Source organism: uncultured Anaerotruncus sp. (assembly GCF_902490045.1).
Lineage (GTDB): Bacteria > Bacillota > Clostridia > Oscillospirales > Ruminococcaceae > Anaerotruncus.
This window is the reverse complement of record NZ_CABUCJ010000009.1, coordinates 1-14,852: the sequence shown is the minus strand read 5'-3', so window position 1 is coordinate 14,852 and position 14,852 is coordinate 1. Positions and strand designations below refer to the sequence as shown.

At 64.6% G+C, this 14,852-nt stretch carries 14 protein-coding genes; 5 read left to right on the top strand and 9 right to left on the bottom strand.

Annotated features, from left to right (window positions below):
- Positions 1-10: 10 nt before the first annotated feature.
- From fabG to RDM88_RS01960, 3 genes are all read right to left on the bottom strand, one after another.
- Positions 11-748, bottom strand: a complete 738-nt coding sequence (gene fabG, locus RDM88_RS01970) for a 3-oxoacyl-[acyl-carrier-protein] reductase (protein WP_308752703.1) — start codon at positions 746-748, stop codon at positions 11-13.
- Positions 741-1,694, bottom strand: coding sequence for an enoyl-[acyl-carrier-protein] reductase FabK (gene fabK, locus RDM88_RS01965; protein WP_308752769.1), 954 nt, complete (start codon positions 1,692-1,694; stop codon positions 741-743). The genes fabG and fabK overlap by 8 nt, the downstream gene beginning before the upstream one ends.
- Positions 1,695-1,820: 126 nt before the next feature.
- On the bottom strand, positions 1,821-2,819 hold the full coding sequence (locus RDM88_RS01960) for a beta-ketoacyl-ACP synthase III (RefSeq protein ID WP_308752701.1): 999 nt from the start codon (positions 2,817-2,819) through the stop codon (positions 1,821-1,823).
- Positions 2,820-3,019: 200 nt separating this feature from the next.
- Here RDM88_RS01960 and fabD point away from each other — a divergent pair, with 200 nt between their 5' ends.
- Genes fabD through RDM88_RS01945 form a run of 3 tightly spaced genes read left to right on the top strand, consistent with a single transcriptional unit; the run spans position 3,020 to position 5,313 of the window.
- Entirely contained in the window at positions 3,020-3,937 is a 918-nt protein-coding gene (gene fabD / locus RDM88_RS01955; protein WP_308752699.1) for an ACP S-malonyltransferase, read from the top strand.
- Between the two features lie 33 nt (positions 3,938-3,970).
- Entirely contained in the window at positions 3,971-4,813 is an 843-nt protein-coding gene (aroE, locus tag RDM88_RS01950) for a shikimate dehydrogenase (protein WP_308752697.1), read from the top strand.
- Complete coding sequence (locus RDM88_RS01945) at positions 4,810-5,313, top strand: shikimate kinase (protein ID WP_308752695.1); 504 nt, start codon at positions 4,810-4,812, stop codon at positions 5,311-5,313. The genes aroE and RDM88_RS01945 overlap by 4 nt, the downstream gene beginning before the upstream one ends.
- A gap of 82 nt (positions 5,314-5,395) precedes the next feature.
- Here RDM88_RS01945 and RDM88_RS01940 read toward each other — a convergent pair whose 3' ends face one another.
- From RDM88_RS01940 to RDM88_RS01930, 3 genes are read right to left on the bottom strand one after another with little or no spacing between them, the layout of a single operon-like run.
- Positions 5,396-5,980, bottom strand: coding sequence for a CD3072 family TudS-related putative desulfidase (locus tag RDM88_RS01940; RefSeq protein WP_308752693.1), 585 nt, complete (start codon positions 5,978-5,980; stop codon positions 5,396-5,398).
- A gap of 47 nt (positions 5,981-6,027) precedes the next feature.
- Positions 6,028-7,311, bottom strand: coding sequence for a cytosine deaminase (gene codA, locus RDM88_RS01935; RefSeq protein WP_308752691.1), 1,284 nt, complete (start codon positions 7,309-7,311; stop codon positions 6,028-6,030).
- Positions 7,312-7,323: 12 nt separating this feature from the next.
- Positions 7,324-8,607, bottom strand: coding sequence for a cytosine permease (locus tag RDM88_RS01930; RefSeq protein WP_308752689.1), 1,284 nt, complete (start codon positions 8,605-8,607; stop codon positions 7,324-7,326).
- A gap of 506 nt (positions 8,608-9,113) precedes the next feature.
- Here RDM88_RS01930 and RDM88_RS01925 point away from each other — a divergent pair.
- Complete coding sequence (locus RDM88_RS01925; protein WP_308752687.1) at positions 9,114-11,090, top strand: LacI family DNA-binding transcriptional regulator; 1,977 nt, start codon at positions 9,114-9,116, stop codon at positions 11,088-11,090.
- 110 nt (positions 11,091-11,200) lie between these two features.
- Complete coding sequence (locus RDM88_RS01920; RefSeq protein ID WP_308752685.1) at positions 11,201-11,794, top strand: hypothetical protein; 594 nt, start codon at positions 11,201-11,203, stop codon at positions 11,792-11,794.
- A gap of 81 nt (positions 11,795-11,875) precedes the next feature.
- Here RDM88_RS01920 and RDM88_RS01915 read toward each other — a convergent pair whose 3' ends face one another.
- The 3 genes from RDM88_RS01915 to tsaD form a co-directional block, all read right to left on the bottom strand.
- On the bottom strand, positions 11,876-12,004 hold the full coding sequence (locus RDM88_RS01915; RefSeq protein WP_279288802.1) for a hypothetical protein: 129 nt from the start codon (positions 12,002-12,004) through the stop codon (positions 11,876-11,878).
- 9 nt (positions 12,005-12,013) lie between these two features.
- The gene (locus tag RDM88_RS01910) at positions 12,014-13,783 is read right to left on the bottom strand and encodes a phosphoenolpyruvate carboxykinase (GTP) (protein ID WP_308752683.1); all 1,770 of its coding nucleotides are present in this window, start codon (positions 13,781-13,783) and stop codon (positions 12,014-12,016) included.
- A gap of 218 nt (positions 13,784-14,001) precedes the next feature.
- Positions 14,002-14,852: tRNA (adenosine(37)-N6)-threonylcarbamoyltransferase complex transferase subunit TsaD (gene tsaD / locus RDM88_RS01905; protein ID WP_308752681.1), on the bottom strand; the 851-nt coding region annotated here is incomplete at its 5' end.

The window sequence follows — 14,852 nt, the reverse complement described above, 5'->3', positions numbered from 1 at the left end:
TTTCAAAATGTCACTGGCCCATGCCGCCGTCGACGACGAGCACCTGCCCGGTGATGTAACCGGCCGCGTCGCTTGCCAGAAACGCCACCGCGTTTGCCACGTCCTCCGGCTGGCCCATTCTCTTGAGCGCCACGCCGCCGAGGATCGCCTCCTTCGCCTTGTCGGAGAGCTTGGCGGTCATGTCGGTCTGGATGAAGCCGGGAGCCACCGCGTTCACGGTGATCCCGCGCCCGCCAAGCTCCTTGGCCGCCGTCTTGGTCATGCCCACGATCGCCGCCTTGGAGGCGGAATAGTTGAGCTGCCCCGCGTTGCCGTAGAGGCCCGACACCGACGCCATGCTGACGATGCGGCCCGAACGCTGCTTCATCATCACCGGCGTGACATGCCGGATCATATTGAAAACGCCCTTCTGGTTGACGTTCACGACGCTGTCGTACTGGTCCTCGCTCATGCGGGCGATCAGGCCGTCGCGGGTGATGCCCGCGTTGTTGACGAGCACGTCGACCGAGCCGAACCGCTCCTGGACGGCCTTCACCATCTCCGCGCACGCGTCGAAGCTGGACACGTCCGCCACGAAGCACTCCGCCTCCACGCCCCTGGCGCGGCACTCCTCCGCGACCGCCTGCGCCTGCGGCAGCAGGCTTTCGAGGCAGTTGACCGCGATGGAAAAGCCGTCCTCCGCCAGCTTCAGCGAAATCGCCCGGCCGATGCCGGTGCCGCCTCCGGTGACAATTGCAACCTTATTCAATGGTGATACCCCTTTCCGTAAGCAGGCTGCAGAGGAGACGCTCCCCCTGCGCCATCAGGTTTTCCACGATCTCCTTCGCGGGCGCGGAGCCCTTCACAAGCCCCGAAATCTGGCCCGCCATAAAGGTGCCCTCCTCGAGATTTCCGTCCTGCACCGCCTTGCGCAGGCTGCCGGCCGCCATCCGTTCAAACTCCTCGCGGCTGATCTCCTCATGCTCGAGCTTCGCGAGCTTCCTTGTAAACTTGGTCTTGAGCGACCGGATGGGCGCGCCGCCCTCCCGTCCGGTGACGATCGTGTCGGTGTCCTTGGCTCCGGCGACGAGCTCCTTGTATTTGGCGCAGGCCGGGCTCTCGTCGGCGCAGACGAAGATGGTGCCGCACTGCACCGCCTGCGCGCCGAGCGCGAAGGCCGCGGCCACGCCGCGCCCGTCCGCGATGCCGCCCGCCGCGACGACCGGCACGCTCACCGCGTCCGCGACCTGCGGCACGAGGCACATGGTGGTCAATTCGCCGATGTGGCCGCCCGACTCGGTGCCCTCGGCGACGACCGCGTCGGCGCCCGCGCGTTCCATCCGTTTGGCCATCCCCGCCGAGGCGACCACCGGGATCACCTTGATGCCCGCGGCCTTCCACGCCTCCATGTACTTGCCGGGGTTGCCCGCACCCGTCGTGACGACCGCGACCCGCTGTTCGGCGCAGATGCGCGCCACATCGTCGGCGAAGGGACTCATGAGCATGACGTTCACGCCGAAGGGTTTGTCGGTGAGGGACTTCGCTTCCCGGATCATCGCCTCGACCACCTCGCCGGGCGCGGCCGCCGCGCCGATGAGCCCGAGGCCGCCGGCGTTGGACACCGCCGCCGCCAGCTTTGCGTCGGCCACCCAGGCCATGCCGCCCTGAAAGAGCGGGTAGCGGATGCCGAGCAGTTCGGTTATTTTTGTTTTCAGCATTGGTTTTCTCCTCCACGTAAAACTGTGGGGCCGCGCCCCTCCGGCGCCGCCCGTGGCGTCCGCCGCTTCATCTCTATGATCATCGCGCCCCATGCGCGTGTCCGGCAGGATTTTCCGGATTCCTCACCAGGTGAAGACCGCCCCGCCGTAGGTGAGCCCCGCGCCGAAGCCCGCGATGCCGACCTTGTCGCCGCGCCGGAGCCTGCCGCTCCGGTTGAGCTCGTCGAGCGCGATGGCCGCCGAGGCGGACGAGGTGTTGCCCGTGTGGTCGATCGTCATGAACGCCTTTTCCATCGGCAGGCCGAGGTTTTTCATCGCCGTCTGGACGATGCGCACGTTGGCCTGGTGCGGCACGATCCAGTCGAGCTCGGCGGAGGTGATCCCCGCCCGTTCGCAGGCGGTGTTGATCGCCTGCGGCATCATCTTGGTCGCGAACTTGTAGATCTCGCGCCCGCCCATGACCATCTGCCCGGGCAGCTCGGGGCGGGTGTAGACGTCGTCCGGCTCGGGCGGGTTGGTGGTCCAGGGGGAGGCGGGCGGCGGGTTCTTGCAGAACATCAGCCCGTAGCCGGAGCCGTCCGCGCCGACCATCGCGCCGTACATGCCGTCCTCCTCCGCCTTGATCACGCAGGCGCCCGCGCCGTCCCCGAAGAGCACGCAGGTGCTGCGGTCGGCGTAGTTGGTGAGGCGGGAGAGCATCTCCGCGCTCACGACGAGCACCGTGCCGACGCCGTCGCCGGTGGCGAGGTACCGCCGCGCCATGTCCACCGCGTAGACGAACGCCGCGCAGGCGCAGTTGACGTCGATGCACATCGCGTTTTTCGCGCCGATCTCCTGCTGGATGCAGCAGCTCATCGACGGGGTCGCAAAGTCGGCGGTGACCGTAGTGACCAGCACCAGGCCGATCTCCGCGGGGTCGATGCCCGCGTCGTTGATGGCGGCTCTCGCGGCCCGCGCGCCCATCCGCCAGGTGGTCTCGCCGTTGGCGATGTGGCGGGTGACGATGCCCGTGCGCGGGCGGATCCATTCGTCCGAGGTGTCCACGATCTTGGCGTATTCGCCGTTGTCGACCGTCATGGGCGGCAGATAGCTGCCCGTACCGCAAAATCTGATTCCTGTCATGGCGTCTCCTCATTATCGTTTTTACATTTTGCCTATTGCATCATGAATTTCTTTGTGCTATAATGGGCAAAAATGTAACAGTTGTTATATTTCGATTGTTATCATACCGTCAACCGGGCCAATTTGTCAACTATTAATTTGTGAATATTTTCTTTTTTTGTCCGGACGCGGTCAACTTTTATAGGAATGAGGGGTTATTGATGTCGAAGTTAGCTTTTGTATTCAGCGGGCAGGGCTCCCAGTACCCGGGCATGGGCAAGGAGCTGTACGACAGCTTTGAGTCGGTCCGCAGCGTCTATGAGTGCGGCAGCGACGTGCTCGGGTTCGATTTGGCGAAGGTCACCTTTGAAGGCGACGCCGAAACCCTCGCGCAGACGAAAATCTCCCAGCCCGCTATCTTTGCCGTTTCGATGGCCGCCTATTCGGTCGTCTCCCAGATGTGCGAGCCCTCCGCCGTGGCGGGCCACTCGCTGGGCGAATACGCCGCGCTGACCGCGGCGGGCGCCTTCTCGCTCGAGGACGGCTTCCGGATGATCGCCGCGCGCGGCCTCGCGATGCAGCGCGCCGCCGACAGGAACCCCGGCAGCATGTACGCGATTATCGGCAGCGACGAGCGGACGATCGCCCGCGTCTGCAAGGAGACCCCCGGCTACGTCCTGCCCGTCAACTACAACAACGCCACCCAGACGGTCATCGCGGGCGAAAACGCCGCCGCCGAGGCCGCCGCCGAGGCGCTTGCCGGCATGGGCTACAAGGCCAAGAAGCTGGCGGTGTCCAGCGCCTTCCACTCCAAGCTGATGGCCTCCGCCGCGCAGGAATTCTCCACGGCGATCGCCGACGTCGAATTCCATCCGCTGGCCATCCCCTTCTACTCCAACATCACCGGCCGCCGGATCCATCCCGACGCAGACCTGCGCCAGTACCTCATCCAGCACCTCGTCTCCCCCGTGCACTTCCACGAGGAGGTCTCCGACATGGTGGCCGACGGCGTCGACATGTTCATCGAGCTCGGCCCCAACAAGGTGCTCACCTCCCTCATCAAGCGCGGCTTCAAACAGGTCAGCGCCTGCAACATCGAAAAGCCCAGCGCGGTCGAAAAGCTGCGCGAAACGCTGTAATTTCCGACAATTGACATAAGGAGTCCGGGTCCTATGAAACGGTATGCTTTGATCGGACACCCGCTCGGCCATTCGCTCTCCCCCGAGATCCACCGGCGCCTCTTCGCGCTGGAGGGCATCGACGCGGACTACGCGCTTCTCGATATTCCTCCCGAGCAGCTCGCGTCCCAGGCGGATACCCTGCGGGAGCTCGCCGCCTTCAACGTGACGATCCCCTATAAGCGCGCCGTCATCCCCCTGCTCGACTCCCTCGGCGAGGGCGCGCGCCTCTTCGGCGCGGTCAACGCCGTGCATAACGCGGACGGCCGCCTGGTCGGTGACAACACCGACTGTGGCGGCTTTCTGCGCGCCCTGGGGGCGCACGGCGTCGCCATCGGGGGCGAAATCTGCGTGCTCGGCGCGGGCGGGGTTGGGCGGATGTTCGCCCTCGAATGCGCGCGGCAGGGCGCGCGGGTGACCGTCGCCGTGCGGGAGAGCGGCCGCGAAAAGGCCGCCGAACTCGCGCGCGAGGCGCGGGAAAAGCTCGGGGCGGAGCTTTCGGTGCGCGACATCGCCTCCCTCGGCGGGCGCTTCTCGCTGCTCATCAACGGAACCCCCGTGGGCATGTACCCGAACACGGACGCCTGCCCGGTGCCGCCCGCCCTGCTCGACGGGGTGGATACCGTCTTCGACTGCATTTACAACCCCTCCGAGACGCTGCTGCTGCGCCATGCGCGCGAACGCGGCGTCAAGGCGGTCGGCGGCATGGAGATGCTCGTCTGGCAGGCGGCGATCGCCCATGAGATCTGGCACGGCGCCCGGTTTTCCGACCGCGCCGTCGGCAGGATCGTGGACGAAATGGCCGCCCGCCTGCTGCTGAAGGAGCAAACGACATGAACAACATCATCCTCTGCGGCTTCATGGGCTGCGGCAAGACGACCGTGGGCACCCTGCTCGCCCGGCGGCTCGGGATGGCGTACGCCGACCTCGACGCCGAAATCGAGGCGGGGGCGGGCATGGCGATCCCCGCCATCTTCGCCGAATACGGCGAGGCGCGCTTCCGCGACCTCGAGCACGAGGCGGTCCGGGCCCTCGCGGGCCGCGCGGACTGCGTCGTCTCGACGGGCGGCGGCGCGCTGACCTATCCGCGCAACCGGGAGGTCCTCTCCCCGCGCGACCTCGTCGTCTTCCTCGACGCGCCGTTCGCCGCCTGCCTGGAGCGCATCCGCGGCAGCGACCGGCCGATCGTGCGGCGCAGCTCCCCGGAGGAGCTGCGGGCCCTCTTCGACGCCCGCCGTCCCGCCTATCTCGCCGCCGCGAACGCCGTCGTGGACGCGTCCGCCGAGCCTGAAGCGGTCGCCGGGGCGGTCGCCCAAATCCGCGCCGGACGGGGCTGACGGCCCCTTCCTTATAAGAATCAGAAGCGCCCGGCCGCAATCGCGGCCGGGCGCTTCTTTTGTTGAGGAAGGTGCTGCCGGTTCAGTTTTCCATGAGGTCGGCGATAAACTGCTCAAACTCGGAGAGAATTTTTTCAAAGGGCTTCGCCGGTTCGTCGAGGTTGAGGCCGTAGAAGGGCGGCATCAGGATGCCCCTCTCCATGATCTCCTTTTGCAGTTCCTCGATGAAGACGCCGGTGCCCTCGACGAGCGCGTCGCCGTAGTCGAGCTCCTTGGGCGGGCCGCCCCAGTCGTCGTTGTGGCTGGTCAGCGTCACGCCGCAGGTCGGGGAGCCGTTGCAGGAGAGCACTGCCACCGTCTGGTAGCCCATCTGGACGTAGCTCTCCATGTAATCGACGTTGCGCACGGCGATCTGGCGGCAGAAGCGGCGGAAGCCGACGTTGTCGTAGAGGTTCTTGGTGTGCTGCCAGCGCTGGATGCCGAGGTAGAGCGTCTCGGGGCAGTCCATCTGCTGCATGCCAAGGTCGTACTTGTGCAGGATTTTGACGACGTCGAGGCTGAATCCGCCGTACCGCGCGAGGTCGCGCACCTTGTTGTTGGTGTTGAGCAGGCAGCTCGACACGAAGATGATCTTTTTGCTCCGGGAATCCTCCTTTTGCAGTGACATACGGACCCTTCTTTCCAGATGTTTTGATTTTCCGCCGCATCCGGCGGTCAGAGCTTAAAATCGATGTTTTCGGTCTGTCCGCCGAACCGGAGCTCGCGGCGCGCGGGCGTCGTCTCGCAGACGATCTTTCCGCGCCGGACCACATAGAGGCATTCGCAGGTGAGGCGGACCGCGTCGAAGGGGGTGTCCGCGTCGAGCACCACGAAGTCGGCGGAGTTGCCCTCCTCGATGCCGTAATCCTCCAGGCACATCGTCCGGGCGGAATTGACGGTGACCATATCCAGCAGCTGGCCGATCTGGTCGTAGCCGCTGAGCTGCGCGGTGTGCATCAGCAGGTTTGCCGCGCCGAGCATCGAGCCCTTGCCCATCGGGTACCAGGGGTCCATCAGGTCGTCGTGCCCGATGCAGACGTTGATCCCCGCCGCGAGCAGCTCGTCCACACGCGTGCACCCCCGCCGGCGGGGATAGCCGTCGGTCCGGTTCTGGAGCACCGAGTTGGGATAGGGATTGGTGATGATGTTGAGGTTTGCCCGCTGCAAAACCCCCATCAGCTTGAAGGCGTAGTCGTTGTTGTAGTTGTGCATGGCGGTCGTATGGCTGGCGGTCGCGCGGCCCTCCATGCCGCGCACGATCGCCTCGCGCGCCACCACCTCGACGAACCGCGACTGGTCGTCGGTGTTTTCGTCGCAGTGGATGTCCACGAGCGCCCCGTACTTCTCCGCGAGGTCGAAGGCGAACTTCACGTCCGCGACCCCGTCCTCCCGTGAGAACTCGATGTAGGGCAGCCCGCCGACCACGTCGCAGCCCATCTGCATCGCGCGTTCCATTAGGCCGGTCCCGCCCTCGAAGGTGAAGACGCAGTCCTGCGGAAATGCGACGATCTGCAGGTCCACGAGATCCTTCATCTCCTCGCGCACCTCGGCGAGCGCCTCCACCGTGAGCAGGCTTCGGTCGGTCGCGTCGGCGTGGGTGCGCATCCGCAGCACGCCGTTGGCGACCTCCCATTTGATCGCCTTGATTGCGTTTTCCTTGATGACCTCCTTGGTGAGCGTCTGCTTGCGCTCCCCCCAGATCTGGATGCCCTCCAGCAGGGTGCCGCTCATGTTGTAGCGGGGATTTCCCACGCTCAGCGTGGCGTCGAGGTGCTGGTGGGGGTCGCAGAGGGGCGGGATCACGAGCCTCCCGCCCGCGTCGATCACCCGCGCGCCCTCGGGCGGGGCCAGCTCATCGGCGGGCGCGACGCGGTAGAATTTCCCCTCGCGGATGTGGATGCCGTGAAGCGCGTCCCTGCCGCGCAGACGGGCGTTTTTGACGAACAGTTCTTCCCGCATCTTCTCTCCTCCTCACGCCTTGCGCGGCGAAAGCTTTTCCACCGCATAGTAGACGACGGCGATCAGCAGGAAGGTCGGGACCGTGGCGCCGAGGGTCGGGGCGACGTGGGGCAGGATGTTGAAGAGCGCCACGCCGATGAGCCAGATGACGATCGCACGGACGTTGAAGCCGTTCTTATACCAGTAGCTGGAGGAGGCGTCGTCCACCAGCAGCTGCTCCGCGTCGACCTGCTGCTTTTTGAGCAGGAAGTAGTCGACGAGCAGGATGGCGATCAGCGGCACGAAGATCGAGCCGACGATCGTGAGGAACTGGATGAAGTGGCCGATCAGGTTGGGGATGACCGCCACGCCGGTGATCGCCACGCCGCCGCCCACGATGATCTTCCACGGTTCGATCTTCGGGAAGACGTTGACGAAGGAGATTGCGGACGAGTAGAGGTTCATGACGTTGGTGGTGACGCTCGAAAGGATGATGATGAGCAGGGCGGGGACGCCCAGGCCGAGCGACACGAGCATGGCGGAGGGGTTGGGGTCGCCGGTCACGATCGAGGAGATCATGCCGACGAACATGAAGCCCGCCGCGCCCGCGAGGGACCCGACCAGCGTGCCCACGCTGGAGGAGGATTTGTTCTTCGCATAGCGGGTGTAGTCGCACACCATCGGCCCCCATGCGAACGCGTTGGCCGCGAGCACATCGATGCCGAGCATGATCGGCATGGGGCTTTCCGGACGGAAGGAGGTGAGGTTGCTCCAGCCGTAATTCTTGATCATGAGGTAGGCCGCGTAGATCGACAGCAGCGCCAGCAGCGGTACCGACACCCGCTGGAGCCAGGTGATCGAGCGGAAGCCGTAGGCGGTGATGAGCAGCTGCACGATGCCGGTCAGGATGATCCAGAGCGTGATGTTGCTGTAGCCGGTCATGGCGGAGACGACCGCGTCGATCGAGCTGCCGCAGACGACGGTGACCGACGCGCCCCATCCGATGAGCTGGACCGCGTTGGCGATGGCGGGGACGTAGGAGCCCTTGATGCCGAAGGTCATGCGGGCCGCCGCCATGGTCGGGATGCGCACCTTGTAGCCGATGACGCCGAGTGCGAGCAGCGGGAGGATGACGAGCACGTTGCCCCACAGCAGCATGGCGGCCGCGCGCGCGAAGCCGAGCCCGGCCATCGAGCCGCCCATCAGCAGGCGCGGAACCGCCACGTTGGCGCAGAACCAGACGAACGCCATATCCCACAGTCCGGTCTTCTGCTCCGATTCGGGGATGATTTGGATGCCTTCCCGTTCCAGTTTCATAGAAACCCTCCTTATTCGTTCTGTGAGGAATCGCCAAATTTGTCTCTTTTTTTGTCGATTCCCCACATTTGAACTCATCGTATCAGCAGGAATTTCGCCTGTCAAATCGCACTTGTATAATACTCCCAATATATTCCATGATTTTTGCGTAATTTTATGGCAATCTCCCATTTTATTTGCGCATTTAATTTTCCATGCCCCAAATTCGCCTCCTCCGGCTATGAAAAAACCACAATTTAAAATCGGAAATTGCACTTTTTATTCGTCCGCTTTTCCGTCCGGCGGACGAGGCCCGGCATTTTCATGCGGGAGCGGCTTCGTTAAATCATAACGAACCGTTCTTATTTGCGCATTTAACCGCATTTGTTTCATTTTCTTTCTCCTGGCTGGTCATTCTAGACAAAGCGTCCCCCGCCCTCTACTGGAAAGCTCCGATTTTTTTCCGCGGCGCCCTTTCAAATTGACGGGGCCCCGCCGCCGGTTTATCATGGAGAGGGGGGATGCAGATGATAACGATCCAGGACGTGGCGCGGCGGTGCGGCGTGTCCGCCACCACCGTTTCCCACGTGATCAACAAGACCCGCTACGTGCGCCCCGAGCTTGCCGGCCGGGTGATGCGCGCGGTCGAGGAGCTCGGGTACACCCCGCTGCGGGTCTCCCACCGGCAGAAGCTCTGCGGGATGCGCGTGGCCGGCATCTTTTTAAGCAGCATCCGGGGCAGCTATGCCTCCGACCTGGCCGACTGCCTGGCCGCCGAGCTGCTCGACAAGCGGGTGCGGATCGTCGTAATCGTCACCGAGCAGCGCCTGGCGTGGAAGGATTTCCTCGAGTATGTCCGCCTCTACCACCTCGACGACGCCATCGTGCACTACTCGGTCGAAATCCGGGACGACGGCGGCGCGCCGCCGCCCGTGCGGACGGTCTTCATCAACCACATCCCCACCGACCGCGCCAACTGCTATTACATCAACTTCGACTATCCCCACGCCGTGGGGCTCGCCCTCCGCCACCTGCTCAACCGGGGGCACGCCGACATCGCCTTCCTCGCCTGCCAGAGCAGCTCCTTTATCAACCAGTCGGTCCTCTCCGCCGCGCATGAGACCTTCCGACAGTACGGGCTCGAATTTGACGACAGCCGCTTCTGGACGATCGACGACACCTACGGCCGGGACGAGCTGGTCCGCCAGCTGGGCGCCTGCTTCCAGGCGCACCCGCGGATCACCGCGGTCATCACCGCTGAGACGGGCGCCACCATGCACATCATGGACTACATCCGCCTCAACGACCTGCAGTTTCCGCAGGACCTCTCCCTCATCACGATCGGCGACATGTACATCGCCAAGGTCTTTTTCCCCAACATCACGCGGGTGGATATGAAGGTGCGCGAGCTGGTGGCCAGCATCCGCGAGCTCATCCTCGGCGGGAACGAGCGGCGGCACCGGCTGATCTCCGCCGACTTCATCCTCGGGGAATCGACCCGCACGCTGGCGCGCGGCCCGTCGGGCGCGCAGGCCGGGCGGGCCGAGCTGCTGGAGCTCACCGACGCGGAGATCGAGAGGGTGCAGCACCGCGGCTATTCGGTCTGCATCTCGATCAACGACGAGCGCTCCCTCTCCTCCCGCCTGCTCGCGCAGGGGATGCGGGACGGGTTCGCCGCGCTCGGCATCGGGGTGCTCGGCACCGTCAACGCCCAGCAGGACGCGCAGCTCCAGAAGATCCAGCTGGACAGTCTCGCCGCCATGCACCCCGACGCGATCGTCTGCCTGCCCGTGCTCGAGGGGCGGGAGCTCGACCGCTACCGCAAGCTCTGCCGGAGCGGCATCCGACTGGTCTTCGCGGGGGACGTGCCCACCTCGATGCCGCCCCTCTCCTACGACACCTGCGTCGCGGCCAACGAATCGGAAAACGGCCGCGCCGCCGGCAAGCTCCTGGCCTCCGAGGTGCTCCGGCGGGGCGGAAGCTGCATCGGCTTCCTCTACGGCAGCGCGCAGTCCTTCTGCACCCGGCAGCGCGACCTCTCCGCCACCGGCATCATCGCCGAGGAGTTCCCCCAGCTCGAAACGGTGGCGCGGCGGGACTTCTACAGTCCCTGCGGGAACGTCCCCCTCATCCGCGGCCTGCTCGAAGCCCATCCCGAGATCGACGGCCTCTACGCGAGCGACGAACGGCTCGCCGCCGACGCGGCCGCCGCGCTGCGCGAGCTTTCGCGCCCGGACGTCGCGCTTGTCGCCGCGGGACTCGACTACGGCGTCGCCAAGCTGCTCGCGGCCGAAAAAAACATCACCGCGGTCAGCTGCCCCCGCTCCTATGAGACCGGGCGCGCCGCCGCGCTGGCCTGCGCCTGCAGCCTGCTCGGCAAGCAGCCCCTGCCCCATATCGTTACCGTGCCCGCGGTCGTCACCGCGAAGAACCTCGAGAAGTCCTGGCTGGAGCTGGTCAAGCGCCGCCTCCCCCACGAAATCACCGAGCTGCTCGCCCGCTGAGCGGTCTTCAAATTCCACCGATTCCCTATAAATTTCTTCACAGTTCATTGACATTCTGGTCACAAATGGTACAATAAGTGTGGAAAATTGTGACAAAAGGAGTGCTGACTGTGAAAAAATGGATTAGCGCGGTAATCGCGTTTGCAATGCTGCTTTCCCTCTCCTGCCCGGTCTTTGCGGAGCGCCTGCTCAAGCCCATTGAAGAGGCGGCGCCCGCCGCCGTGGAAGCGGAGGACGAGATCCCGGTCATCGCCGAGGAGGCGGTCCCGACGGCCGCGGCGCCCGCCGTCATGCTGACCGCCGCCGAATACGAGCTCGGCTATGTGAATATGGCCACCGAGCTGAGCGCCGCCCTCGGCGGCGCGCTCAAGGGCTACGACTACCGCGACAAGCGGACCTTCGGCAAAATCGGCGACGAGATCGCCAGGAGCCGCGACCTGCTCTCCGGGCTGGCTTCGGCCGCCGCCCCCGCCGAGTACCAGGAGGCCCACAAGCTCTTCGCCGCGGCCGCGGAAAAAACCGGCGCCTACTACGACAGCTTTACCGCGATGACCCGCTCCCCCTCCAAGGCCGGCTACGACAAGTCGGTCAAGGCGAGCCGGGAGGCCCAGAAGGCCATCCTCGCGGCGGTCAACCAGTTCGTGGAGACCTATACCTCGCTGCATCCGGGCTCCCAGTTCACCCGCATCCCCGTAGGCGCCTGAATCCCGTAAGAACCAAAAAAGCGCCGGGCGCATCTGCGCCGGACGCTCTGCGTCCGGGGCCTTCCGCCGTATTTGAAAGAGCTATCTTTTGTCGCGGAGGATAAGCGCCGCCATGACGCCGAACGTCACGGCGATCGCCGCGGCCGCGCCCACGAGGGCCGTCGCCGCAATCCCGCGCCAGGGGTTGAAAAGCCGCAGTTCTTTCATCATAGCCGCACCTTATTTGTCGAGGTTGGCTTCGAGGGTCGAGAGCTGGCTTTCGAGCTCCTTCGGCAGCCTGTCGCCAAACTTCGCATAGAACTCCTTGATGCCCTTGACCTCCTCTTTCCAGAGGCCCTTGTCGACGGTCAGCAGGTCCCTGACGGTGTCGGTCGTGACGTCGCCGAGGCCCTCGACGTCGATGTCCTCCGGCTTCGGCTCGTAGCCGATCGGGGTCTCGACCGCCTCGGCCCTGCCTTCGCAGCGGTCGATGATCCAGTTCAGCACACGCATGTTGTCGCCGAAGCCCGGCCAGATGAAGTGGCCTTCGTCGTCGGTGCGGAACCAGTTGACGTTGAAGATCTTGGGAGCCTTGTCGCCGAGCTTCTCGCCCATTTCAAACCAGTGCGCCCAGTAGTCGCCCATGTTGTAGCCGCAGAAGGGCAGCATCGCCATCGGGTCGCGGCGGACGACGCCCACGGCGCCGGCGGCGGCGGCAGTCGTCTCGGAGGCCATGGTGGAGCCGACGAAGACGCCGTGCTTCCAATCCCTCGCCTGGTAGACCAGCGGAGCGGTCTTGGCGCGGCGGCCGCCGAAGATGATCGCGGAGATGGGCACGCCGTTGGGATTATTGAACTCGGAGGAGATGCAGGGGCAGTTGACCGCGGGGGCGGTGAACCGGGAGTTGGGATGCGCGCCCTTGGAGCCGTCGGTGCAGTCCCACTTCTCGCCCTTCCAGTTGAGCGCGTTCTTGGGCGGGTTCTTGTCGAGGCCCTCCCACCAGACGGTGTTGTCGTCGAGGTTGTGGACCACGTTGGTGAAGATCGTGTTCTTCTGGGTGGAGATCAGCGCGTTGGGGTTGGACTTCATGTTGGTGCCGGGCGCGACGCCGAAGAAGCCGTTCTCCGGGTTGATCGCCCAGAGGCGCCCGTCCGGGCCGACGCGCAGCCAGGCGATGTCGTCGCCGACCGTCCAGACCTTGTAGCCGGCATCCTGGAATTTCTTCGGCGGGATGAGCATGGCCAGGTTGGTCTTGCCACACGCGGAGGGGAACGCCGCGCAGACGTATTTGATCTCGCCCTTGGGGTTCTCCAGCCCGAGGATGAGCATGTGCTCGGCCATCCAGCCCTCGTTCTTCGCCTGGTAGGAGGCGATGCGCAGGGCGAAGCACTTCTTGCCGAGCAGGACGTTGCCGCCGTAGCCGGAGTTGACCGACCAGATGGTGTTGTCCTCAGGGAACTGGACGATATAGCGGTTCTCCTCCTCCATCTTGGCCTTGGAATGCAGGCCGCGGACGAAGTCGTTGGAGGTGTCGCCGAGCTGGTCGAACGCCTGCTGGCCCATGCGGGTCATGATGTCCATGTTGAGCACGACGTAGATCGAGTCGGTCAGCTCAACGCCCACCTTGGAGAAGGGGGAGCCGATCGGGCCCATGCAGTAGGGGAGGATATACATGGTGCGGCCCTGCATCGCGCCGTCGAAGAGGGTGCGCAGCTTGGCGTACATGACCTGCGGGTCCTCCCAGTTGTTGGTCGGGCCGGCGTCCTCCTTCTTGCGGGAGCAGATAAAGGTCCTGCCCTCGACGCGCGCAACGTCGTTGACGGCGGTGCGGTGGAGCAGGCAGCCCGGGAGCTTCTCAGGGTTGAGAGCCTCCATCTCGCCGGTCGCGAGAGCCTGGTCGCGCAGCTCTTTGAGCTGGGCCTCGCTGCCGTCGATCCAAACAACCTTGTCGGGTTTTACAAGCGCCTTCATCTCCTCAATCCAGTTGAGGACATTCTTGTTGTTTGTCATGATTGTTCTCCTCTCGGTGTATTTAGAATAATTTATAAAAACCATGCCGGATCGCGAGGGAATTTGGTCGGTTTTCTGTGGAGTTTCCCCAGAAAATCGAAATTTCCCACGTTTATCATTATAGACCGAACCTTTTGAAATTGCAATGGGTTTTCTGATTTTTGTGTTAATTTTTCGTCAAAGTTTTGCAGGAGAGCAAAGAACCCTCCTGCATTTTATCACTCCCTCGCGGAAAACGCCGCGCCGATATCCATGGACGGAGCGGCATTGAGGGAGAGCGAAGCGGGCGGATTTGCAAGGAATTCATAATAGCCCTGCGCGCCGATCATCGCGGCGTTGTCCCCGCAGAGGGAGAGCGGCGGCAGATGGAGCGCAAAGCCGTTTTTCCGGCACATCTCCCCGAGCGCGGCGCGCAGGCCGCTGTTGGCGGAAACCCCGCCCGCCGCCGCGACGACGCGGTATCCGAGCTCCTTCGCCGCCGCCTCAAGATGGCCGGTGAGCACCTCGCAGACAGTCCTCTGAAAGCTCGCGGCCAGCGAATCCACGTCGACCGCCTCCCCCTTCTGCCCGGCGTTGTGCAGCAGGTTGATGACCGCCGTCTTGAGCCCCGAAAAGCTGAAGTCGCAGGGCGCGCCCTCGACGCGCGGCTTCGGCAGCCGGTACTTGTCCGGGTCGCCGCGACGGGCGGCCTCGTCGATGTAGACGCCGCCCGGGTAGGGGAAGCCCATCGCGCGGGCGGATTTGTCAAACGCCTCCCCCGCCGCGTCGTCCCGCGTGCGGCCGACGACGCGGAAGTCGGTGTAGGAGCGCACTTCGACGATGTGGGTGTGCCCGCCCGACACCACGAGGCAGAGAAAGGGCGGCTCCAGCTCCGGATATGCCAGATAGTTTGCGGCGATGTGCCCGCGGATGTGGTGCACGGGCACAAGGGGCTTTCCCGCCGCGAGGGCAAGCCCCTTGGCGTAGTTGACCCCCACGAGCAGCGCGCCGATCAGCCCCGGCGCGGCCGTCACCGCGACGGCGTCGATCTCCTCCAGCGCGGCGCCCGCCTCGTCGAGCGCGCCCTGCA